Genomic DNA, 23,116 nt, shown 5'->3' with positions numbered 1-23,116 from the left:
TGCTCATCGGTTAAAATTGCGATAGCGATTGGCATAATTCCCATGACTTTGAGTGTGACCCAACCCCCCTTAAATACTTGGCAAAGAGCCAATTGGGATGAATTTGTGTCCATGAGCGACGACTCCAAAAATAGCAAACTCAAGGGGTATTATTACCAAGGGCACTACCGTTTTGAACCCATGTCCACCGGCTCCGACCATTCTAAAGACCACATGACGATTAGCGTTTTGGTCGGTCTCTTTGCCGCCCTGCGGGGTATTGCCATGAATGCCCATGATGCCTGTTCCTATCGGCAGTTGGGGCGCAATGAATTCCAACCGGATATTTCCGTTTATGTGGGGGAAAATGCCAATCGGATTCCCTGGGGGACACGGGTGGTGGATGTGGACACCTATCCCCTGCCCGATTTAGTCATTGAAATCAGCGATACGTCCCTGGGGGATGACCTGGGCGCCAAACGCTTGCAGTATGAGGATTTGGGGATTCCTGAGTATTGGATTGTGGCGGTGGAAATTCAGCAAATTTTTGGTTTTGCCATTAGCCCCGATGGCAGTAGTCGCCGTATTCGTACCTCCCAGGTATTGCCCGGATTAGCGTTAAATTTACTGGAACAGGCTTTGCAACGGAGTCGCACCGAACATCAAGCCGCCGTTACTGCTTGGTTTATGGAACAGGTAAAACATCAATTGAATCACCCCTAAAACCCATGACTTTGAGTGTGACCCAAACCCCCTTAAATACTTGGCAAAGAGCCAATTGGGATGAATTTGTGTCCATGAGTGACGACCCCAAAAATAGCAAACTCAAGGGGTATTATTACCAAGGGCACTATCGTTTTGAACCCATGTCCACCGGCTCTGACCATGCCAATGACCATGCCCTGCTTTTATTTATGCTCACGTTTTGGGTCGGGCAAAGGCACCTATTAGCCACGGTCAAGGATGCCTGTTCCTATCGGCAAGCGGGGCGCAATGAATTCCAACCGGATATTTCCGTTTATGTGGGGGAAAATGCCAATCGGATTCCCTGGGGGACACGGGTGGTGGATGTGGACACCTATCCCCTACCCGATTTAGTCATTGAAATCAGCGATACGTCCCTGGGGGATGACCTGGGTGCCAAACGCTTGCAGTACGAGGATTTGGGGATTCCTGAGTATTGGATTGTGGCGGTGGAAATTCAGCAAATTTTTGGTTTTGCCATTAGCCCGGATGGCAGTAGTCGCCGTATTCGTACCTCCCAGGTATTGCCCGGATTGGGATTAAATTTACTGGAACAGGCTTTGCAACGGAGTCGCACCGAACATCAAGCCGCCGTTACCACTTGGTTTATGGGTCAAATTCAAAGGCAATAAAAAACCCCTCAGAACGAGGGGCAAAGACACATGGAGTTCAGGTTGAGAAGTTAAAAGCTAAAGGTGGAACGGATGACACCCACAAACACCGTATTATTGGCACTGTTACCTTCCGGGTTAAAGATGGCAATCACGCCAGGAGTAATGGAGAGGTATTCAGTGAATTTGAACCGGTAGGAAGCCTCCACGAGGATGGGGACATCATCTGCCGCCGCACCCGTCAAGCCATTTGCCACCAATCCGGTACTACTACTCAAGTAGGGGGGCGCACCCACCACAATTTGCGCTTGGGAACCTTTCGTCCCCACATCCGGGAAAGCAAACACCAGGGCATAGTTCAACGCCGTACCGGAAGCATTCAGCCCCGCCACCACGTCATTGAACCAAGTCACCCCAAACCACCCCCCCAGGATGAAGTTTTTGAAGGGTTGCCATTTGAATTGAAAACCGAGGTTATCCGCTTCAGTAGCTACTACCCCATTCAAGGCATCCACAGAGGCAGTACCAACACCACCGCCGAAGTTCAGTGGCAACCCGGAGTCTATATCACTCCCACTGCGAATGTACAGCAAGCTCAAGCCCAGATTCTCCAGAGGATAACCGGTCAACTGGGCATAGGCATTGAAGGAGGAACCAAACAGCCCCTCGGTACCCCCACCCGCCGCCGGAGTGAAGGCTCCCAAACCCGCATTACCATTGGCTAAATAACCGATGGAGAAATTGAGTTTGCCATCAAAGAAGTCATAACCAAAGCCAGCCCCTACCCCCAAAGCCAAGTTTTGGTTGTACAACGGGTTGCGCAGACCAAAGGCAGACAGGGCACCCTGACCGTCATCATTCAAGGGGCTGAGGGTATCCACATAATCATTCACCCCACCGCCATAGCCCGTGATGAAGATTTTGCCCTTGTCCGCCAACACCGGGAAACTATAGCTGAGGTACCAGAGACCCGCAGTTCCCCCGCCCGCCCGGTTCAAAAAGCTGTAGCTCAAAGCGGAACTATTGGTGCCTGTCACCGCCGCCGCCCCCGCCCCCAGGGTCACATCATCCATCTGGATCGTGGTCAACAACAGGTCTTTACCCGTAAAGCTGGTGTTGAAGTTCAAGTTAACCCGATAGCCGAAGGTGGTGGCATCCTGGATGTTCCCAAAAGTTCCTTGAGGTGTCCCCTTGGGTACTGCTTGATTCGCCGCCCCAAAGGCTCCTTGTGCCGCCAAGATCACCTGACCCGTCAACTTGGTCGTGGTGGAAAATTGTTGCGCTTCCAAGGTGGCTGTGCGAGCTTCCAAGGTGTCCACCCGTCCCCGCAACAGTGCCAGTTCGGCGGCAAATTCCTCTTGCAGGCGTTGGATGAGCCTCATATCCTCCTTGGTGACCAGGTTTTCCACCGAGGCGGCAATCAATTCATTAATCCGGTCTAAGCAGGCATTCAAACCGGCGGCAAACTCATAACGGGTCGTCGCCCTGCGCCCTTGATACGTGGGGGGATTGGTGGGCAGACCGACGATACAGCCATACCGTTCCACCAAGGATTGCAACGCCAAAAACGCCCAATCCGTCGGCTTCACATCCACAAACTCGGAAACCGAAGTGACTTGCCCTAACTCGTTATCTTCCTTGAGTTCCCGAATGTACTCCCGGACTTGATTGATCGACTCCCGAGAACTTCTCGTGGCGGTTTGGGCTTGTGCTTCCCCAGCCATCGCTAAAGAAACCCCCATCGCCAGGGAACCCGTCGCCAACAACTTGAACAGCAATTTCTGAGACATGGTTTACCCTCACACCAGAACAAACGATAGATGAACCACAGGTCAATGCTGAACCTTGGACGGAACAACGCATGAACAGCATAGACATTAGTTTAAGACAAGTTTATCCCCCTTGACAATAGGTTAAAATGGTAAAATCCGATACATTTTCGCCAAAAGCTTGCCACTTTCAAAGTAATTGGCTAATTTGTTTTGCCAGATCAAAATCTTTTTGGGTCAAGCCGCCAGCGTCGTGGGTGGTGAGGGTGATGACCACCCGGTTGTAGGAGATGAAAATATCGGGGTGATGCCCCATTTGTTCCGCCGGTTCGACCAGGGAATTGACAAATTTCATCGCCGCCAAGAAATCCACAAACCGATGTTCCCACTTGAGGGTCTTGCCTTCGACGGTCCAGCCGGTTAACTCCGCCGCCTGGGTATTGATCTCTTCTGGGGTGAGCAATGCTGCCATGACCGTTACCTCCGTGATTTTTAGTGACCTGCCATTTACCTTTTAATATGAGCGGCGCATTTTTGCCACATGACTTCTGGTGTTGGGGGCATTGCCTGTGATTTACTGGGGGTGCAAGCGGTCAAGGGGACAGGCTGATGAAAATCGGAGTGGTGTGGGGCATCATGGGCAGTGCGGTGATTGCTGGTGCGGTTCAGGCGCAACCCGTCCCTTGGCGACCCCTGAGTGCCATCACCCGGGCGCAAAAGACCTATCACCAGCGTAATGGCAGGTTTACGGCGGCGTTTTCCCCCCTGGAGCAGATTGCGGGGGTGCGCTTGGTATCCGGGTACACCTATGCGATTCGGACAACGGTGCGGGGGGCGTTTATTTACGGCATTCCCACGACCCCAGCCCGCCGTCCCCTGGTGAGTGCCATTTTTATTGACCAAGCCGCCGCTGGTCCCAACAATATGACGATGGTGGTCTGTGAAGCCCGCACCCCAGGGCGTTTTCGCCCCGCCGACCCAGTCTTTCGTCCCGGGGCGGACCCCACCACCCGCAAGGGGCAAATTGCCTGTGGGGATGGGACGGTGATTGTGGATGGACCCTTTGATTTATAAAAATCTATCCCAACGCCTGCACCACCTGTTGCGGGGAAATTGCCGCCAAAGTGCCCGCCCGCAGGGGAATACACAGTTCCGAGGTTGGCAAAAACCGCTCGGGTGTTGCCGCCGATAACAAAGCCACCACCGGGGTTTGCACCGCCACCGCCAATTGCAAAAGCAGGGGTTGGGCTTCGCTGACCAGCACCAGGGTTGCCCCCGCCAAAAGGGCGGCTTGTTGGCTCTCATCCTCTGGCACCAGGGTGGGAATATCCATCGCCCCCCCCAACGCCACCAGGGGTAAATCCGGTTGTTGCTGTTGCAACTGCGCCGCCACCTGCCCCCAATGGGGATAGGCAGAGTCCGCCACCAGCAGGACATACCCGGCTTCGATACCCAACTGCCGCTGTTGCTGTTCCGCCCAAGCCACCGCCGCCCCGGGAATTTGTACCGCCAGTTCCCCACAGGACACCTGCAACCCCAACCCCCTCGTCAAATCGTGGTAATACTCCGGGGGATATTGCTCCGGCTTCGGGGTCACCACCTGGGTCAACCACCGTTGTCCCGCCCCGGCAAACCCCACCCGCTCCCGCACCCCACTCAGCCACAGCAAAAAACTCAAATTGGCACTGGGACGGGTCAGCACCACCCCATCGTAATAACCATCCCGCACCATCCCCAACAAATTCACCCACTCGGTGAGACTGTTGCGGCTACCGTACTCGTAGGGCAACCCCCGGGTCACCCAAGGGCAAAGCTGGTACAGGGACATGACCGCCGGAGCCACCACCACATCCACCTGCGCCGGGGTTTGACTCAAACTGCGTAACAGGGGAAACAGCCACAACTGCTCAACGCTCGTACCCGGCGATAATACCAGAAATCGCAACATGGTCTTTAGGCTCCGCAGACACCACTCCAGTTATACCCCGCCTACCGGGGCACCCGAAATAGGGTATCCAAATAAACCCGCGCCACCCGCCGGTCACTCTCCGCATTCTGAAGTAAAAACAGGGACAATGCCGCACTGCACACCCGATGCACATCCCAATCGGGATGCTTGGCTAAATACCCCTCCAAACTCTCATGCAATTCCCCCGGAATCTCCGCCCGCACCACCACCCGACCACTCATAATTCTTTGCCCCGTAACGTTACAAATTTTTTACAAATTCGACGGCTCTTACCTGAAGCTATTTCAGCCGAAACCAAGCCAGGCTGTCAAATTCGCTCAATCATCCGGTTTTGTAATAATTCTCAATGCTTAACGAGAACACGGGGTTTGAGGCGGATTTTTGTTACATTCCGTTACAGGGAAAAGTTATCCACAGGGGGGGCTGGAATGGGGATAATAACGCTAGAGCCTGTGGATAACTGGGGACAACCTGTGGATAACTTGGGGATAACTGGGGATAACCTGGGGATAACCTGGGCAAAATGTGAAAAATTATTACAATTCGTGTGACGATGCGACCGGCGAGCGGGGCGGAACTGGGGGAAATTTTGCGGCAATCCGGGGCGCAGGCGGTACACTTGGCAGGGCAAAACAGCAAAGCCCATTGGGGTAATCAGCGAGATTCGGTGGGGATAACCATTAGTACAGCCGCATTAAATCGTATTCTAAATTACGAGGTGGCGGATTTGGTCGTGACGGTGGAAGTGGGGGTGAAGTGGGTAGATTTACGGAGCGTGTTGGCGGCGCAGGGGCAGTTTTGGGCGGTGCAACCCCTGTACCCAGACCAGGCGACGGTTGGGGGCATTATGGCGACGGCGGATGCGGGGGCGTGGCGGCAACGGTATGGCGGGGTGCGGGATGGGGTATTGGGGATTCGCTGGGTGCGCCCGGACGGTGCCCAGACCAAAGCGGGGGGGCAGGTGGTGAAAAATGTGGCGGGTTACGACCTGATGAAACTGCTGACCGGCTCCTGGGGCACCTTGGGCTGTATTACCCAGGCGACCTTGCGTCTGTATCCCCTTCCCCCCGTGACCCGGAGTTTTCTCATCCAGGGGGAGGACTTGGAGCAATGGCGGCAGGGGCTGTTGGACTCGGCGTTGCAACCCACGGCTTGGGATGTGCTCTCCGCCCCTCTGGTGGCGCAATTGGGCTATCCGGCGCAGATGGGTTTGTGGTTGGAACTGCGGGGGACAGCCGTGGCGGTGGCGGAACAGGTGGCACGATTGCCCCAGGTGTTGACCGGGGCGGCGGTGCAGGAACTTGACCCGGCGACGGGGGAACAGTTAACCCGTCATCTCAGCCTGCCGGGGACGCAACCCCAGCTTTTACTAAAAATTGGCGTATTGCCCACCCGTACCGTTGCCCTGGTGACTTATCTCCAGCAGATTGCCCCCCACGCCTGGGTACAAATGCACAGTGGGGTGGGGTTGGGGTGGGCTGTCCTAACACCACTACCCGCCGATGTGGAAGCCCTGGTCACCAAAATCCGGCAATTTGTTTACCCTGAAGGCTTTGTGAGTGTGGTGTGCGGTCCAGCGATTCCCAACCGTTGGGATGTGCGGGGCAATAGTTTGGCGTTAATGCGCCGGGTCAAAGACCAATTAGACCCCCAGCATCGGTTCAACCCCGGGCGTTGGTTGTGGGATTAGATTAAGGGTACCTCTATTGATTGGCACCCATTGAAGTTTATCTCGCTGGCATACCCGACGGGGGCTACACCCCTGCGACCTATTTTTAGAAGCGCCCATTAGCAAATTTAGAAAATCAATATCTGGTTCCTGGGGTCAATGAACACACTGCGGGTGTCCTGCCCAATCGAGCGGGTTTCGGTTAGAACCAAATTCAACGTGTTGCGGGGAGCATTGAAACTGGCGGCGGCACGGATCAGGAAATTCCCCGTGGTTGTGTAAAGCACACTCTCATTGGGTTTAAGAAGCAGGGTGAGGGCGGCACGGTTTGGTAACGTACGGGCACCAATCCGCCCAGGCACCTCGATGCTCACCGGCTGACCCGTATTATTCGTCAGGCTCACCGTGATGCCCCGTTGCACCGGCACATTGAAGGTACGGGGTTGGGCAACAGCCACGGTACTCGTGAAAACAACCGGCAGGAAGGGAAGCAGATGACGCAACATGGGACACTCCTCAGAAAAAAGGGAAATTACTTGCCTACTGTATCACCGACGGCGCCGCTGCAACTCCTGCAAAACCGCCCGCCAGGGCACCTGATACGCCGCCAAAGCCACCAGGGTATGGTACAGCACATCCGCACATTCACTGGCAATCGCTTCTGGTTCCCGGTCTTTACACGCCATGATCAATTCGGCGGTTTCTTCCCCCAATTTTTTCAAAATCCGGTTGTCCCCCCCCGTGAACAGATGGCTGGTGTAGGAACCCTCCTGGGGTTGATCCCGGCGCTGGCAAATCACCTCGTACAGTTGGGCAACCATATCCCCCGGCGGTAGATGGGCAGGCGCATGGGGTTCGTCAATCAGATGGAAACAACTGCGTTCCCCCTTGTGGCATGCAATATCCCCCACCTGTTCGACACCGATTAACAGGGCATCGTGGTCACAGTCATAGCGCCACCACCGCACCCATTGGACGTGACCGGAGGTTTCCCCCTTGGGCCAGAGGGCTTGGCGGGAACGGCTGTAGAACCAAGTGCGCCCGGTTTCCAGGGTTTTTTGCAGAGATTCCCGGTTCATCCAGGCAAACATCAGCACCACCCCGTCCAAGTAGTCCTGGATAATCGCTGGCACCAAGCCCTGTTCATTAAACTTAATCACATCCAAGGATAGGCGGAACTGCTGGGGCATGGTAACAATAAAAAGATGATGTTTACTCCTTCTACTGTATGGCACCCTATACCAACACAGCGGATCAATTTGCGGAGGAAATGGCGGAAATTATGCTAGAAAGCCTGCGGGACTATCTCCTCGACCCGGATGTGAGCGAACGGTATGGGATGGACGAAAACCAAGCCGGGGAATTTATTGACCAGATGGGGCAAGAATTGACCGACCAACTGCGCCAACTTTATGTGGATATGCAGGAGGAATAGGCGTGACCCCGCCCCGCAACCCCGCCCCCACGGTGGACATCCTGATCGAATTGCTGGACCGTCCCCACCGCCCCCTCGTCTTGGTGGAACGACACTACGAACCCTTGGGTTGGGCCATCCCCGGCGGATTTGTGGACTACGGGGAAACCCTAGCGCAGGCGGCTCGGCGGGAAGCCCAGGAAGAAACGGGTTTAACGGTGCAGTTGGTTCGCCAATTTCACACCTATTCGGACCCCCAACGGGACCCCCGCCAACACACGATTGCCACCGTATTTATTGCCACTGCCACCGGTGCGCCCCAAGCGGGAGACGATGCCAAAAACGTGGGGATTTTTTTACCCTGGGAACTACCCCATCCCCTCTGCTTTGACCACAGCCAAATCCTGCACGATTATTACCAATTTCGTTACTACGGTATTGCCCCCCAACCATGAACCCCCAACCCATTCAAACCCCTACTGCCCCCCTTCCCATTGGTCCCTATCGGCAAGCGATTCAAGCCCAGGGAACATTCGTATTTCTATCCGGGCAAATTCCCCTCAATAGCCAGGGGCAAATGGTGGGGGATGAGATTACCCTGCAAACCCGACAGGTGATGGAAAATTTAGGGGCGGTCTTGAAAGCGGCGGGTTGTGGTTGGCAACAGGTGGTAAAAACCACGATTTATTTAGTAGATTTAGGGGATTTTAGTGCCGTGAATCAAGTGTACGGGGAATATTTTTCTGATGGATATGCCCCCGCCAGAGCCTGTGTGCAGGTCGCCCGTTTGCCTAAAGATGCCCGGGTCGAAATTGATGCAATTGCCATACTTCCTTCAAGTTAGTCATTAAATTTTTATATGAATTGTGAGAAAAACTTTATGTTTAAGGAGTTATTGGTTAGGGGAATAATAACTTTATTCTGGTTGTTAATAACCCTTTGAATCACATGAATCATCTGTAATCCCTATACGGGTTGTCACCTTGAGCGAAATGGGCTAGTATAAACAAATTGATCAGCGGTTCGCTTATTTTTGGTCCTGTACTGAGCCACAGTTCCAGAGTTTTGTTTTCATCGCTTCGATTGTGTCCTCTCCAAAACTATTAACATCAGATGCCACCAACCCTGTTTCAGAATAAACCGCAAGAAACTGCTGTCGAAAACAATCTACGGCGTAAATTTTTTCGTTGGTTTCGCATTCTCTTTGGTGCAGGACTGATGATATTTGCCGGTTATTTATTCTGGCAGAGACAAACCAGAGTCATTAGTCGTGTCGGTTATATCAACGCTGAACTGATTACCATCTATGCACCGATTACTGGCACCCTCCATTTAGAGCGAATTAATGTAGGTAGTGTACTACCCAAGGGTTTCTTAATTGGCTCAATTACCAATGAACGGAATCCCCAAATCGCCATTGATGTGGAGAACTTAAACAGCAGATTACGACTCACTCAAAATCAACTGAAATCTGTGAATGAGCGCCTGAACGCCCGCCAAAGACTTGCTGATTTTTTAACTAAAAAAACTCAGAGTCAAATCAGCTTAGATATTGATTTTTTTCGTGCCAATGTAGAGCGTGCCCGTAGTGAACTAAAGCAAGCGCAGGCTAATTTAGAACTAGCCCGTAAAGAAGCCCAAAGATTTACCCGTCTGGCTGAAGAAGGGGCGGTTTCCCAGCAGAGAGCCGATCAAGCCCTTGCCGAAATGAAAGCTGCCTCAGCCCTAGTCGCCAGTCGCCAAGCTGAGGTAGATCGAAGCCTAAGTGCCCTCACCGCAATACAGCAGGGTTTACAACTCGATTCCGCCCGCACGTTTAGTTTTCCCCAGATTCGCTTATTAGACCTGCAACAGGAAATTACGGATTTAATCCAAGAAAAGCGTCAACTAGAAGTTTCTGTCCTGACTTTGGAGCAAGAATTACGCAAGGCTCAACTGCAATTAAATTTGCAACGGTCAGCCAAATTGGAAAGCCCAGTTAGGGCAGTTGTTTGGTCTGTAAATATTCGTACCGGAGAATTGGGCGTGCCTGTCAATACGGGAACGGCTATTTTGCAATTGCTCGATTGTCATGAGGTTTGGGCAACTGCCTTGGTTTCAGAACGAGCGAATCGCAAACTACGCTTAGGACAGCCCGCAGAAGTAAGACTTTTGGATGGTTCCAATAGGATTTATCGGGGATGGGTGCGCTCGATTCGGGGCGGGGTCGGCAGGATTACGGCAGGTGCGGATGTGGCTGTACCGCCAGACGAATTCGTGAGAAATGAGCTAGAAGTACAAGTCACTTTAGATGACCATGGTGAGGCACTTGCCGGAGGGAGGTTTTGTAGTGTGGGGCAGAGTGTTGAGGTGATTTTCCCTTAGCGACCATGAAAAATATCTTTAATTTAGATAAGTTGGATAGTTATTTACTACTTCTCGGTTTTATCAGTCTGGTAGCCGTATTACTTTTCAGTTTTGACTTCAATATCCTTTTATCAAAATGGCTTGATATTTGGCAGGGAGGGATGATCATTTTTCGTCCAAGTAGCTCTGCTTTGGAATCACTATTACTGCCCGCTCTAGTATGGCTATCTTTTACTTTTTTATTAAAAGAGCTATTTCCTAAGCCCAATACTCTCAGTAGAGCCATCGTTAGTTTGGTAACAGCTTTTTGGGGCTTACGTTACTTACTCTGGCGATTCTTTGGGAGCTTGAATCTGGATGATGCTCTGACCACATCCCTCTCCATTACTCTATTTTTTGGTGAATGTTTATCACTGCTCAATTCCATCTTTTTTTACCTACACAACATTTTCCAAATTGACCGCTCCCAGGAAGCCGATCAGTGGAGCAAAGCCGTTTTAGAAGGTCGTTATTTACCTTCAGTGGATGTATTGATCCCCACTTATAATGAAGGGGTAGAAATTTTAAGAAGAACCGTGATTGGTTGTCAGGCAATGGATTATCCGAATAAAAAAATTTATTTACTTGATGATACCAGGCGACCAGAGGTTCGGCAATTGGCTAAGGATTTAGGTTGCGGGTATCGTGACCGCCCTGATAATCGTCATGCCAAAGCTGGCAATATCAATCATGCACTTCCGAGTGTTCATGGTGAGCTAGTCGCTGTATTTGATGCGGATTTTGTGCCTTGTACGAATTTTTTACAACGCACTGTTGGCTTTTTCCAAGACCCCAAGACCGCCTTGTTACAAACTCCCCAGAATTTTTTTAATGAAGACCCCATTTCGGTCAATCTCGGCTTAGAGGGAATTGTCAACAATGAACAAACCTTATTTTTTCGGTATATCCAACCCAGTCGAGATTTTCTTGATTCTGTGGTTTGCTGTGGCAGTTGCTTTGTAGTACGTCGCTCTGCTTTGGATGAAATTGGTGGCATTCCTACGGATAGCATTACCGAGGATTATTTCACGGGTTTGAAAATGCAGGCACTTGGGTACAAAGTAAAGTACTTGAATGAAGCTCTTTCGGCAGGTTTAGCTCCTGAAACAATTGGGGCATTTGTTAGTCAGAGATTGCGCTGGTGTCAGGGCACTTTGCAGTTGGTATTTTCTCGGTGGAATTTTTTTACAATTCCCAACCTAAAATGGTGGCAAAGAATCTCCCACTCCCTGGGCATTATCTATTGGTTACTCTCCATCCCCCGGGTGATGTTTCTCTTTTTCCCTTTAGCTTACTTATTATTTGATATTGCCCCTCTACGGGCTACGATTAATGAAATTTTGTTCTTTTATTTACCCTACTGGATTAGCGGGGTGATGTGTTTTTCTTGGCTGACTGAAAATCGCCGGTCTGTGTTCTGGTCAGATGTCTATGAAACCTTAATATGTCTGCCCTTAGCAATTACTATTGTTACGACTTTAATCAATCCCTATAATAAGCCGTTCAAGGTGACCCCAAAAGGCAATACTGATCCCAATAAAATACGCATTAACTGGATTTTGATCCGTCCTCTTCTAGCCGTAATCATTCTATCGGTTCTGGGTCTGCTTAGACATATCATGAATTTTAGAGATACCAATGTTAATCCAGACAGTTTAGCGATTAATATTGTTTGGGTTACATATAACTCAATACTATTAATGATTTGTATTATGTCAGCTATTGATGTTCCCCAAAGAGGTCATGTTCGTTTCCCTCGGCAAGAGCCTTGTCGGTTAATCATCAACGATGAAATATTTTTAGGCATGACGATGAATATTTCTGAAGGTGGAGCTTTAATTTTTGTAGAGCATTTTCCCTATCGTTATTTCTCCTCTGGAAGATTGGAGTTTATTCAGCCTAGCCCCATTGCCGGTCTCAGCTTCATGGCTAAACCCACACGTATTTATCACGACCATGAAGGCAGAGCTAAAATAGGTCTAAAATTTACCCAGTGGGATATTGCAACCATGCGCTGGTTAATCCCCTACTTATATTGCCAGCCGTATCAATGGCAGGAAGTAAAAGTTCCCGAAATTCAAACCTTATGGGCTATGTTGTTATCCGTAGTTCGCTTTTATCCCTTGACAGCCAGAGGTAAATTGTTTTGATTTCATAAATAGGCTATGGCAATCCTACTTGATTAACGTTAACTTGCGTTCCGTGGACATACAAAAATTCCCCAGAACCAAGTACGGGGGCGGTGCCCCTGCGACCTCTATCCCATTCTCATTTAGGCTTGCTATATAATCTTGAAAGAACCCTGCCCCGCATTAGTTCTGAGGGGTCTTGTATCCATTATTTACATAAATCGTCTGAGATTGTTATATTCTAAATTCATAGAGACATCCTGGAGTGGTTGCGTTGTTTTTGCCGATCATTGCCCAAGCCCCAACGGTACAGGAATTATTCCGTCCCCAGGAAGTGCGACCCTTACCTGGACGATTAAACCAAGTGCCTTTATTTAATAGCAATAGCCCGGAATTGGTCTTTACTGAAGGTATTTTATTATCCACATTTCCACCCCAAGGGATGCAAAACCCCCAGGCGCATTTGAATTATCAGTTTCATGGGGAATTTGCTGTTTTTTTGCACCATTTGGCTGATTCCATCGGTGCCAAAGATGACCGCACATTTTATTTAGGTTTTATCGTTGGCAATCCCGGCAAGCGCCCTGCCACTGTAACGGTACGCCAAGCCGCTAGTTTTTTGACCCGTCCCGATGCCGGATTCATCACCCTCCCCGACCTGGTGCCCAATCCCCTGGGCTGGGTGTATAGCGGTCCCGGTAGTCGTCTGACGGATTTCCTGCTCCGGGGTGGGCGGCAAGATTTGGGGCTGACCTCCCTGACCATTCCCCCCGGCACCGAACGGGTACTGCTGAACCAACCCATTCCCACCCAAAAGGTAGGAGTGACCCGCAATGCCCGCTCCGTTGTCCTGCGTTTGTATGCGGATCAACCAGTTTATGCCGCCAGCTTGGGCTTGTTCGCCACCCTTGAGCCGGATGGTACCGAGACACCCCCCAGCTTACAACGTTGGCAAAATATACTGCGGCAAGGCAATTTGGCTGGTCCTCGGGATTTGGCTCCGACTCCCCTCGATGTCCCCCCTGGACAGTTCCGCTACGGGCGGGTGAGTGGGGTAGCGTTGGGCACCCGTTGGCAGGCAAATTTAACCGACCCTGCTCAAAATACCCTGGCAATTCCGGCACCGGGCAGGGCAATTTCCTATGGGATCAGCTTGCTGGTACGGGGACGTATGGGCACAGGACAAGACCAAACCGCCCCCATGCTGGTGCGCTATCCCGACACTGCTTACCGCAGTCATGGTAATTACATTATACAGTACAGTTTAACCTTGCCGCTGGTGAATCGCCAGTCAGCAACCCAACGGGTCGTGGTGGGGTTGGAATCCCCCCTAAAAACGGATGTCAATGAGGGCGGGTTACGGTTTTGGCAACCACCGGCTCGCCAGATTTTTTTTCGGGGTACAGTACGAGTGCGCTACATTGACGATACGGGACTGCCGAGAGTACGGGATAGTCACTTGGTTTTACAGCGAGGGCAAAAGGCGGAACCTTTGGTAACCATGAATATCGCTCCGGGGCAGAAACGTCTCGTGCAGGTGAGTTTACTCTATCCCCCCGATGCCACGCCCCCCCAAATGTTGACCATTTTAACTGAGCCAAATTCAGGGAATGAGTAAAAAAGTCTTGAGCATAAAGGGTGTGAAATTTACTGTAAATAATTCAGGATTTGGTAGCAAATTTAAACGATTTTCGAGTAGGTCACATTCCCAAGTTTCTCGTACACGGAATTGGGGTTGAATTTCTGCACGAACTGCCTCCCCATACGCTTCATAAATACGGATAATCATACCATCACAATCCATCGCTTTTTTCACACAACCAACTACTAGATTAGGGGCATTAAAGCGAATGATTTGGGGAATGCTTTGCTGTAAACTACCTGGAAAGACTAGGGGCGGATAGAGAAATTCTTGAGCTTTATGTATCGTTTGAGCAGTATTAATACCACCAGGATGAGGGTACAAACGGAAACAAAATTGATGAATGCCCACATCAGTAATCTCGGTATCAGTTAAATGCCAAGGCTCAATGGGATGAGGATAATGGGCGACTCGCAGTAAGGTTAACCCCAGCGTATTAGAAGTAACGTTAAACCCATATTTATCACGACTTAGTAAACTCACCCCCCAGTCATTGATAGATAAATCTGCCCAACTGAGTGCGGGAACTTCAAATTGAACGGGGTTACTGGTCGAACGTTGAATCAGTCCAAAGGGAATATCAAACCTGGCTTGTTCGCAGTTTAATGCTAAGGGAAATAAAATTTTCATGATAAATGGAGCGTATTGGTTATTCGTTAAATCCACATCAATAAAAAATTCTACAAATGGGGAATCGTGATATAAATAAATGGATTTGCTAATCTGGCATGATAAACCTATGTCATTCTGAACTGTGTAACTAAACTCAATGCCACAGCGTAATATACCTTGTTCAATAATTTGGGTAGAAACTAATTTTATATCCGGGGATGGATAGGTAGCGTAATTCGCATCTATATCCCAGGCTTCCCATTGTTTTGGTCGGTCAAGAAATATCTTTAGTTCCCCACCTGTTTGCTCTGGAGATAAAAGATTTTTTTCTAAACGTTTATCCCATAGTTCAGTCAAATTACCTTGGGAATCTAAAACTAATTTTAGGGAATTATTTTCTAGCTTATTCAGTTGTACTTGTAATTCCCCATGATTAATGGCTAATTGATGGGTAACTTCAAGTTTAATTTCTGCAAAGCTAAACGCCTCTAATCTAGGTAGGCAACATAGTATATTTCTAGCTTGATTACCCTTTGAATATAAACTGGGAATTGGACTCGATTCATGTAATAGTTGATGGGGAATTGCTTGACCATCGATCTTCAATAAAATTTGATTGACGATAGGTTCTAAATCCGATTCCGGTAAGGTTAAAATCACATAAACATTTTCCTGGGCATGAATGGGATTAAAAACTGTCCATGTATTGGGTTGGGATGGGTGAATTTTTAAGTGCTTCCAAACCTCTTCACGAATCAATGATAACTGCTCAAAAATCCGCTCAAAATCCCGAAGAATTTGGGGATAGGCATCTGGGATAAATGTACCAGGCAAAATATCATGGAACTGTTGCAGGAGTAGCAATTTCCAAGTATCTTCCAGCAATTCACGAGGATATGGTTCACCACGCAACCAGCTTAATGTTGCCAGTAATTCAGTGATATATAACTCCCGTTCAGCTTGCCGGTGGAGTTGCTTAGTTCGACTATGAGTAGTATAAGTACCCCGATGTTTTTCTAAGTATAGTTCTCCCCGCCAAATTGGCAAATGCTCCCCATATTGCTCTAATGCCTGAAAAAATTCGATTGGGTGAGAAATATGGTGGGGAAATGGTAGATTTAATGGTTGAGTTAATTCATAAATTTGCAGATGTTTACGAGTGACACCGCCACCGCCATCCCCATAGCCAAAGGTTTGTAAAACCACCGGTGCTACACTTTTTTGTTGATATTGACGACCCATTTTATCCAAATCTTTGATACTCAATAACCCTTCTAGTCCTACGGGCGGTTGATGGGCTAACACTTGCGTACCGTCAATACCTTCCCACCAAAAAGAATCCAAGGGAAATTCACCCGTATCATTCCAATTCAGTTTGGTTGTAAAAAAGTAATTTACTCCCGCTTGTTGTAGTATTTGAGGTAAATTACCCTGATAGCCAAAGGTATCGGGCAACCAAAGAATTTGGCAATTGGTATTAAATTCCTGCTGAAAAAATCTTTTACCATAAACAAGTTGTCTGACCCAAGATTCCCCATTGATTAAATTACCATCTGGTTCAACCCATACGGCTCCTTCAATGTGCCATTTTTTTAATCTTACTTGGGTTTGAATGTGTTGATAAAGTTCAGGATAATCTTGTTTAAGATAAACATAGAGTTGGACTTGCCCTTGCATGAAACTAAAATCAGGGAACTCCTGGATCAGATGCAGTGCAGTTGTGAAGGTGCGAGCGAGTTTACGGCGGGTTTCTTTGAGCGTCCACAACCAAACAATATCAATATGCGAATGTCCTATTAAATAAATTTGTGGTGTAGGTTCTGGTCCTGAATTGATGCGTAAATTATGGCATAATTGGGCACTTAATTCCGAGAGATTTAATTCCTTCTCAGGGTTACAATTGGCTAAATTTTCTAACCCCTTTTCCACCCAGGTATGCTCATCACTCATGGTAAGTAAATGTTCTAACCAGGTATAAATTTTTTCAGCTTCTGGACAGACTCTGACCAATTCGCTAAACTGGCATAAATTTGGCTCCTGTTTGCGCCCGCTATAGGCTTGAATTTGGATGGTAAATTCCGGGAAAATCTCTGTAGGTAAAATAATTTCTGGATGATTTATATCAATTCCATGATATGCTCGATTATTGATGAATACTAAACCTTCCGGTATATCCATACGGAGTGCGATTTTTTGATTCGTCCAGGTTTGTGGCAAAGTTACTTTTTTATACCACCAAATGGTTTGATCATAGCCGCCCCAAGCTGTGGGTATTGTTATATCTTGCAAATTACCTGGTTGGTCTTCAGGGGCGATTTGCCAGGTGTTTAACTCGTATCGTTCCGGGTATTGCAGACGGCTGATTTTTGTAAGTAGAGCCTGAATTTTATCCCGCCCATTCATGGTTTTTCACCACTGAGGATAAAAATCGGGTCAAGTGCCACCAAAACCTGTTGCATCCCACGGGTTTCTAACCGATTGACCGCCGATTGAATCACCTCAATTTTGCGGGCTTGCAGTGCCCCCAAGGTTTGGATCATTCCATAAAAATTTTCCAAACTATTGGTCGCCGTCACCAACCGACCCCCATCCTGCAGGCAATCCCAAGCGGCTCGCAGTACCACCTCCACCGGTCGCCCCCCCTCCAAAAAAATCCGATCCGGACGGGGCATAATCCCTGGCAAACAGTCCGGCGCATGACCGGCAATAATGGACATATTCTTGACCGCAAATCGCTCGCCATTGCGCTGAATTAAGCCCACCACCTCCTCATCCCGCTCGATGGCAATGACTTGACCTTCTGTACAAAATAATGCTGACTCCACCGCCACCGTACCTGTACCCGCCCCAATGTCCCAGAGAATCGAGTTTTTTTTCAGACAAAGTTGGGACAAAATCAGGACACGGGACTCCCGTTTGCTCATGGGAATCCCTGGAAGTCGCTCGAAGGCATCATCAGGAATCCCGGCGGTAACGTAAGCCCACGTCATAGGACCTAATTCCAGTCCTCTTGGCTGACGACGCGACTGCGATAGACCTTGCCCTGGCGGTGAATGGCACGGGTACGTTGAAATACCTCCTCCTGAGAGAGTCCCCACCGAGTCAAAGTGGCGGTCAAATCCCGCTGAATGTCCCGGGCACCGGGGAAATGTTGGTAACGAATTTGCAGGCGTGCCCACTCGGCGAGGGCGTGGTCGCTGGGTTCGCTGATTAGCAATTGATCCACCACCTGCCGATCCGTATGGTAAAGCGGATGGCTTTGGTCTTTCCCCGCATTCATGGTTCCACCGCCTCCAGATAGGCTTCTCCCAGCAAAAAGGCACCCCGCTGACACCGCACACTCCAATCCCCACCGGGGTTGTACGCCAAAATCACCCCCTCCTCCCCCAAGGCAATCACGCTGGGTGGACGCAACATGGGCATGGGTTCCGCCGTTTTCACATAGGCAGGCAAACGCACAATCCGCACCCGTTGACCAGTCCGAAACGTCGCCATGAATCAGGTCGTTCCACTCTCTAATCTAGGGTACAACCATTTCCGCCTCACTCAGACTCTTGACGGTAAGCAATTAGTTTATATAAGATTGAAAAATGTGATTTTGATAATAACGGCGGGGTTATGGCAAAAAAAAGCATGGTCGAGCGGGAAAAGCGGCGGCAAAAGCTGGTAGATAAGTACCGGGAGCGGCGGGAACAACTCAAATTTGAGTTTACCGTAGCGGAAACCTGGGAAGAGCGGCTAGAACTGCACCGCCAACTGCAACGCCTGCCCCGCAACAGTGCCCCCAACCGTCTGCGGAATCGCTGTTGGGCAACCGGTCGTCCCCGGGGCTATTTCCGGGATTTTGGTCTGTGCCGGAATGCCCTGCGGGAAATGGCGCATCAGGGCTTGCTCCCTGGGATTACCAAGTCCAGTTGGTAGGATTTAGGGACAATAGCTTTGTTAGTACATCTATCAATTGATAGGCGATCCCAGGCGCACAATTTCAAAATTTAGTTTTTCTAAATCTTTGTTCGCTTAATCGTTTCGCCACCAGTAGTATTGAAAGCGATTGCTATGGGATAAACTGGATCATGATACTAAAGGGCACCTCTATTCATTGAATAGGAGATTGCAGGGGTTGAGCCTTCGTCTCTGGTTCTGAATAAACAGAGCTGTCCTAAATGTAATTTGGTAAATCCTGTTCCCATGCCAATTATTAGCATTCGAGGCGTGCCTCATCAGTATGATTTAGTGGGTGAGGGTACGGTTTTGGTATTTCTACACGGCTGGCTTTTGAGCCGTCATTATTGGCAACCCTTGATTGATTTATTAAAAACTGATTTTACTTGTTTAAGTTATGATTTACGGGGCTTTGGTGCATCCCAACCCACCATTAAAACGGCTGAATTTACCCTGGATAGCTATGTGGAAGATTTGGCAGAATTATTAACCCATTTGGGGATCAATCACTGTTGGTTGGTGGGGCATTCCTTGGGGGGGAGTTTGGCGCTGCTGGCGGCGGCGCAATTGCCGGATCGGGTGGCGGGGGTGATTGGGGTGAATGCGGGCGGGGGCATTTATCTCCAGCCAGAATTTGACCGATTTCGCCAGGTGGGAGTGCAGTTGGTGCGGTTGCGTCCCCGGTGGTTACAATTTTTGCCCTTTTGGAGTTGGCTCTTTGCCCGCAGTAGTGTGGTCAAGCCCTTGGAGATAAAGTGGGGCAAACAACGCTTGCAGGATTGGCTGAATGCTTGTCCCCAGGCGGCTCAGGGCACCTTGCTCACCTCGACCACGGAGGCAGAAGTGCATCGTTTGCCGCAAATTGTCAGTAATTTGTCCCAACCTTTGTACCTGGTGGGGGGGCAACGGGATGAGATCATGCCCTGTTTGTATGTGCGGCATTTGGCGAGTTTCCATCCCCGGTTTCGCGCTGGGGAGGAGATTGTCTGGGAATTGCCCAATTGCGGTCATTTTGCCATGTTGGAGTACCCGGAACTGGTGGCGCAACGGGTGCGGCTGTGGGTGAACCAGGCGACGGCGACCCCCCAAACTGCGTCCTGAATCGGCAATTTACTATGAATCCTGACCCGCTGGATGGGGATGCCCTACTCTATTAAACTGAGGATGACTGGCTCTAGTTTTTGTAAATCCTTCAACACTGCCGCCGCCGAGGGATAGCGGTCTTGGGGGTAATAACGGGTCATGCCGGTGAGGATGGACAAGAGATGGGTGGTTTGGGGGGTCAGCCAAGTGCTACAATCCAATTCCCCCGTGTTGTGATCCCAGGGCAGTTCCGTCGGGGGTAAGCCGGTCAGGGCTTGCAGTGCCACCATGCCCAGGGCGTAGAGGTCGCTACTAAATTCGGGATAACCCATCAACTGTTCCAGGGGCGCATAGCCACGGGTGCCAATGGAGAGGGTGGCGACCAAAGGGTCTGCCTGGGGGAGAACTTCCCGCACGGCTCCAAAATCAATCAAAATATAGTCTTTTCTGACTGGGGAAAAAATAATATTATCCGGTTTAATATCCCGATGAATGACCAGATGACGGTGGATAAATTTGAGGGTTTTCAACAGATGTTTGAGCAAGCTAAATACCTCTTTCGGTCGCCAGGGTTGACCATTGGCAAATTGTTCCTTGAGGGAGGGACCTGGGATAAATTCTTCCACTAAATAAAATTCCCCGTCCTGCTCAAAATAAGCCAATAACCGGGGGATATGTTTGTGGTGCCCCAGGGTTTCCAATGCCTGCGCTTCCCGTTGAAACAGGTGCCTCGCCCGCAGGAGTTTTTCCGGTTCGTGCGCCGGAATGGAGAGTAGTTTTTTCACCACACACAAGGGTGCGCCTGGACGGTGCCAATCCTGGGCAAGATAGGTGCGCCCAAACCCCCCTTCCCCCAGGACCTCTTGCAACTGGTAACGCCCCCCCAACAGGTCAGCAGTGCGAGGGACAAGACTCCGCACGGTGGCGAGTTGGGCTTGGATGCGTGCCACCACGACTGGCAAATTCAAGGGTTTGGTGATGTAGTCGTTCGCCCCTGCCTGGAGTGCCGTGACCATATCCCCCGTGTCCTCCCGGGCGGTAATCATCATCACTGGTAGTACCCCCGGTGGGTAGGTTTGGCGCAGGCGTTGCAACAGTTGTAAGCCGGTCATGCTGGGCAGTAGCCAGTCCAGAAGCACCATGTCCCAAACCTGTTCCCCGAGGACGGTCAGGGCAGTTTCCGGGTCGGTACAGGTACGGACATGATACCCCTGCCCGCTAAGATATTTTTGTAACAAATTCAGGGTGATGGGGTCATCATCCACAATCAAGATAGAGATATTAGTTGTTCCCACTGGCATCTGCATTTTCCCGAACCCCCACGGCTGATCTTAAACCATCCCTGGCTGGGGGAGAATCTAGTCCCTGGTTATCCCTAAAAATACCCATGACACCGCACAATCAGCGATGGATGTTCCCGAACCAGAATCCCTAGAACAGTTAAAACAACGGCTGAACCGGGCGGCTGAACCGGGGGAACTGTTGGCGGCGGTGCAGGGGTTGAGCGCATACGGCGACCAACCGGAGGTGATTCCCCTGCTGATCGGGGTCTTGGGGTACAACAACCCCAGGGTGGCGCAGGTGGCGATGGGGGGGTTACTGCGGGCGGGACGGCGGGCGGTGCCGGAGCTGCTGCAACGGTTGGATGGGTACAACTACGGGGCACGAGCCTATGCCATACGGGTTTTGGCGCAGATTGGCGACCCCCGGGCGTTGGATGTGCTGGAGGAGGCGGCCCGTGCGGATTTTGCCCCCAGTGTACGGCGGGCGGCTTTGCGGGGATTGGGGAGCATGGTTTGGGATAGTCTCCCCCAACCGGAGGCGGCGCAAACCCAGGTGCTACAGACCCTAGAGGCAGTGAGCCGGGATGGGGACTGGGGGATTCGGTATGCGGTGATTGTGGCTGTGGAATTGTGGTGGCAATCGGGGAATGTACCTGCACCTTTGCGCCCTCGTTTGGATGCCCTGCTGCAACATTTCACCCAGGATAGTGACCCGGTGGTACAAGCCCGTGCCCAATTTAGCCTGCACCGACGGGATAAGTGAGTTACCATGCCCAATGGAGAGAGAACGAGAGAACTTTATGAGCCAGACGGTCACCCCCCAGCAGGTGTTGGATGTGTTGCGCCCGGTGCAAGACCCGGAACTGCGCCGGAGTTTGGTGGAACTGAATATGATCCGCCAGGTGCAGATACAGGCGGGGCGGGTGTCGTTTAATCTGGTTTTGACCACCCCAGCGTGTCCCCTGCGCCAATTGATCGAGGATGACTGTCGTCAGGCAGTCTTGAGCTTGCCGGGGATCAAGCAGGTGGAAATTGTCACGACGGCGGAAACCCCCCAGCAAAAGTCCCTTCCCCAGCGCCAGGGGGTACCGGGGGTACGGAATATCGTGGCGATTGCCAGCGGTAAGGGCGGGGTCGGCAAAAGCACTGTGGCGGTGAATGTGGCGGTAGCCTTGGCGCAAACCGGGGCGAGGGTGGGGTTATTGGATGCGGATATTTATGGTCCCAATGACCCGCTCATGTTGGGCGTCAGTCAACAGCGGCTGGTGGTGGCGGACAGTCCCCAGGGGGAGGTACTCACCCCGGCGGAAAATCATGGGGTCAAGCTGGTGTCTATGGCTTTTTTGGTCACTCCGGCGCAACCCATCATTTGGCGGGGACCGATGCTCAACGGGGTGATTCGCCAATTCCTTTACCAGGTGCAGTGGGGGGAATTGGATTACTTGCTGGTGGATTTACCCCCCGGTACCGGGGATGCCCAGTTGACCTTGGCGCAGGCGGTGCCGATGGCGGGGGCAGTCATTGTCACGACACCCCAAACCGTATCGGTCGCCGATGCCCGCCGGGGGTTGGAAATGTTCCGCCAGTTGGGGGTACCCATCCTGGGGGTGGTGGAAAACATGAGCTACTTTATCCCGCCCGATGCCCCGGAGCGACGCTATGCCATTTTTGGGGAAGGCGGCGGCACCCAGTTGGCACAAAGTTTGGGGGTACCCCTGTTGGGGCAAATTCCCCTGGAACTGCCGGTACGCACGGGGGGGGATGCGGGAATGCCAGTGGTGGTTGCCCAACCGGAATTAGCCTCAGCGGTGGCTCTGCGGGAACTGGCGGGGCGGGTGGCGGCGCGAGTGTCCGTTTTAGCCTTGACCACGGATTAATTAAAAAC

General features: G+C 50.8%; 25 protein-coding genes. 14 read left to right on the top strand and 11 right to left on the bottom strand.

Annotation, left to right across the window (positions count from 1 at the left end; genetic code table 11):
- The first annotated feature begins 42 nt into the window (after positions 1-42).
- Together MLD66_RS00410 and MLD66_RS00405 are read left to right on the top strand one after the other, a co-directional pair.
- Positions 43-702, top strand: a complete 660-nt coding sequence (locus tag MLD66_RS00410) for a Uma2 family endonuclease (RefSeq protein ID WP_247214985.1) — start codon at positions 43-45, stop codon at positions 700-702.
- A 5-nt stretch (positions 703-707) separates the two neighbouring features.
- A complete protein-coding gene (locus tag MLD66_RS00405) occupies positions 708-1,355 on the top strand; it encodes a Uma2 family endonuclease (RefSeq protein ID WP_247214984.1) in 648 nt (215 codons plus the stop codon).
- Positions 1,356-1,405: 50 nt separating this feature from the next.
- Here MLD66_RS00405 and MLD66_RS00400 read toward each other — a convergent pair whose 3' ends face one another.
- Together MLD66_RS00400 and MLD66_RS00395 are read right to left on the bottom strand one after the other, a co-directional pair.
- Positions 1,406-3,124, bottom strand: a complete 1,719-nt coding sequence (locus tag MLD66_RS00400) for an iron uptake porin (RefSeq protein WP_247214983.1) — start codon at positions 3,122-3,124, stop codon at positions 1,406-1,408.
- Positions 3,125-3,293: 169 nt separating this feature from the next.
- Entirely contained in the window at positions 3,294-3,575 is a 282-nt protein-coding gene (locus tag MLD66_RS00395) for a 4a-hydroxytetrahydrobiopterin dehydratase (RefSeq protein WP_247214982.1), read from the bottom strand.
- A gap of 137 nt (positions 3,576-3,712) precedes the next feature.
- Between MLD66_RS00395 and MLD66_RS00390 the strand changes: the two genes are divergently transcribed.
- On the top strand, positions 3,713-4,177 hold the full coding sequence (locus MLD66_RS00390; RefSeq protein ID WP_247214981.1) for a type IV pilin-like G/H family protein: 465 nt from the start codon (positions 3,713-3,715) through the stop codon (positions 4,175-4,177).
- A 4-nt stretch (positions 4,178-4,181) separates the two neighbouring features.
- On the opposite strand, the gene MLD66_RS00385 is transcribed toward MLD66_RS00390, so the two are convergent.
- Together MLD66_RS00385 and MLD66_RS00380 are read right to left on the bottom strand one after the other, a co-directional pair.
- Positions 4,182-5,051, bottom strand: a complete 870-nt coding sequence (locus tag MLD66_RS00385) for a hypothetical protein (protein ID WP_247214980.1) — start codon at positions 5,049-5,051, stop codon at positions 4,182-4,184.
- A 41-nt stretch (positions 5,052-5,092) separates the two neighbouring features.
- On the bottom strand, positions 5,093-5,293 hold the full coding sequence (locus MLD66_RS00380; protein WP_247214979.1) for a DUF2811 domain-containing protein: 201 nt from the start codon (positions 5,291-5,293) through the stop codon (positions 5,093-5,095).
- A 332-nt stretch (positions 5,294-5,625) separates the two neighbouring features.
- On the opposite strand from MLD66_RS00380, the gene MLD66_RS00375 reads away from it, so the two are divergent.
- Positions 5,626-6,762, top strand: coding sequence for an FAD-binding oxidoreductase (locus tag MLD66_RS00375; RefSeq protein WP_247214978.1), 1,137 nt, complete (start codon positions 5,626-5,628; stop codon positions 6,760-6,762).
- A 107-nt stretch (positions 6,763-6,869) separates the two neighbouring features.
- Here MLD66_RS00375 and MLD66_RS00370 read toward each other — a convergent pair whose 3' ends face one another.
- Both MLD66_RS00370 and hisIE read right to left on the bottom strand, forming a co-directional pair.
- Positions 6,870-7,247 carry a hypothetical protein gene (locus MLD66_RS00370; protein ID WP_247214977.1) on the bottom strand — a complete coding sequence of 126 codons (378 nt, stop codon included), beginning with the start codon at positions 7,245-7,247 and terminating at the stop codon, positions 6,870-6,872.
- 42 nt (positions 7,248-7,289) lie between these two features.
- A complete protein-coding gene (hisIE, locus tag MLD66_RS00365; protein WP_247214976.1) occupies positions 7,290-7,931 on the bottom strand; it encodes a bifunctional phosphoribosyl-AMP cyclohydrolase/phosphoribosyl-ATP diphosphatase HisIE in 642 nt (213 codons plus the stop codon).
- A 38-nt stretch (positions 7,932-7,969) separates the two neighbouring features.
- Here hisIE and MLD66_RS00360 point away from each other — a divergent pair, with 38 nt between their 5' ends.
- The 6 genes from MLD66_RS00360 to MLD66_RS00335 all read left to right on the top strand — a co-directional run bounded on the left by MLD66_RS00360 (position 7,970) and on the right by MLD66_RS00335 (position 14,287).
- A complete protein-coding gene (locus MLD66_RS00360; protein ID WP_247214975.1) occupies positions 7,970-8,176 on the top strand; it encodes a hypothetical protein in 207 nt (68 codons plus the stop codon).
- A 2-nt stretch (positions 8,177-8,178) separates the two neighbouring features.
- Positions 8,179-8,610 (top strand): NUDIX hydrolase, encoded by a 432-nt coding sequence (locus MLD66_RS00355; protein ID WP_247214974.1) that lies wholly within the window; start codon positions 8,179-8,181, stop codon positions 8,608-8,610.
- Positions 8,607-8,999: a RidA family protein gene (locus MLD66_RS00350; protein ID WP_247214973.1), complete on the top strand. Its 393-nt coding sequence runs from the start codon at positions 8,607-8,609 to the stop codon at positions 8,997-8,999. Before MLD66_RS00355 ends, MLD66_RS00350 begins: the two co-directional genes overlap by 4 nt.
- 269 nt (positions 9,000-9,268) lie before the next feature.
- Positions 9,269-10,519 carry an HlyD family efflux transporter periplasmic adaptor subunit gene (locus tag MLD66_RS00345; protein WP_247214972.1) on the top strand — a complete coding sequence of 417 codons (1,251 nt, stop codon included), beginning with the start codon at positions 9,269-9,271 and terminating at the stop codon, positions 10,517-10,519.
- 5 nt (positions 10,520-10,524) lie between these two features.
- Positions 10,525-12,690 carry a glycosyltransferase gene (locus MLD66_RS00340; RefSeq protein ID WP_247214971.1) on the top strand — a complete coding sequence of 722 codons (2,166 nt, stop codon included), beginning with the start codon at positions 10,525-10,527 and terminating at the stop codon, positions 12,688-12,690.
- Positions 12,691-12,934: 244 nt separating this feature from the next.
- Positions 12,935-14,287, top strand: a complete 1,353-nt coding sequence (locus MLD66_RS00335; protein ID WP_247214970.1) for a DUF3370 domain-containing protein — start codon at positions 12,935-12,937, stop codon at positions 14,285-14,287.
- On the opposite strand, the gene MLD66_RS00330 is transcribed toward MLD66_RS00335, so the two are convergent.
- The 4 genes from MLD66_RS00330 to sipA are packed head-to-tail and all read right to left on the bottom strand — an operon-like array spanning position 14,273 to position 18,418.
- Positions 14,273-17,326, bottom strand: coding sequence for a glycoside hydrolase family 38 C-terminal domain-containing protein (locus tag MLD66_RS00330; protein ID WP_247214969.1), 3,054 nt, complete (start codon positions 17,324-17,326; stop codon positions 14,273-14,275). The two genes, MLD66_RS00335 and MLD66_RS00330, sit on opposite strands and share 15 nt — an antisense overlap.
- Entirely contained in the window at positions 17,323-17,913 is a 591-nt protein-coding gene (gene cbiT / locus MLD66_RS00325) for a precorrin-6Y C5,15-methyltransferase subunit CbiT (protein ID WP_247214968.1), read from the bottom strand. Before cbiT ends, MLD66_RS00330 begins: the two co-directional genes overlap by 4 nt.
- Positions 17,914-17,918: 5 nt before the next feature.
- A complete protein-coding gene (locus MLD66_RS00320; RefSeq protein ID WP_247214967.1) occupies positions 17,919-18,203 on the bottom strand; it encodes a DUF3288 family protein in 285 nt (94 codons plus the stop codon).
- Positions 18,200-18,418, bottom strand: coding sequence for a regulatory protein SipA (sipA, locus tag MLD66_RS00315; protein WP_247214965.1), 219 nt, complete (start codon positions 18,416-18,418; stop codon positions 18,200-18,202). The genes MLD66_RS00320 and sipA overlap by 4 nt, the downstream gene beginning before the upstream one ends.
- A gap of 123 nt (positions 18,419-18,541) precedes the next feature.
- Between sipA and rpsN the strand changes: the two genes are divergently transcribed.
- Positions 18,542-18,844, top strand: coding sequence for a 30S ribosomal protein S14 (gene rpsN / locus MLD66_RS00310; protein WP_247214964.1), 303 nt, complete (start codon positions 18,542-18,544; stop codon positions 18,842-18,844).
- Between the two features lie 267 nt (positions 18,845-19,111).
- The gene (locus tag MLD66_RS00305) at positions 19,112-19,966 is read left to right on the top strand and encodes an alpha/beta hydrolase (RefSeq protein WP_247214962.1); all 855 of its coding nucleotides are present in this window, start codon (positions 19,112-19,114) and stop codon (positions 19,964-19,966) included.
- Between the two features lie 44 nt (positions 19,967-20,010).
- On the opposite strand, the gene MLD66_RS00300 is transcribed toward MLD66_RS00305, so the two are convergent.
- Positions 20,011-21,249, bottom strand: coding sequence for a response regulator (locus tag MLD66_RS00300; RefSeq protein ID WP_247214961.1), 1,239 nt, complete (start codon positions 21,247-21,249; stop codon positions 20,011-20,013).
- 106 nt (positions 21,250-21,355) lie between these two features.
- Between MLD66_RS00300 and MLD66_RS00295 the strand changes: the two genes are divergently transcribed.
- Both MLD66_RS00295 and MLD66_RS00290 read left to right on the top strand, forming a co-directional pair.
- Positions 21,356-21,994, top strand: a complete 639-nt coding sequence (locus tag MLD66_RS00295) for a HEAT repeat domain-containing protein (RefSeq protein ID WP_247214960.1) — start codon at positions 21,356-21,358, stop codon at positions 21,992-21,994.
- Between the two features lie 37 nt (positions 21,995-22,031).
- Positions 22,032-23,108, top strand: coding sequence for an Mrp/NBP35 family ATP-binding protein (locus tag MLD66_RS00290; protein WP_247214959.1), 1,077 nt, complete (start codon positions 22,032-22,034; stop codon positions 23,106-23,108).
- Positions 23,109-23,116 lie beyond the last annotated feature (8 nt).

The organism is Synechococcus sp. C9, from assembly GCF_022984075.1.
Lineage (GTDB): Bacteria > Cyanobacteriota > Cyanobacteriia > Gloeomargaritales > Gloeomargaritaceae > Gloeomargarita.
This window is presented reverse-complemented; position numbering and strand designations above follow the sequence as displayed.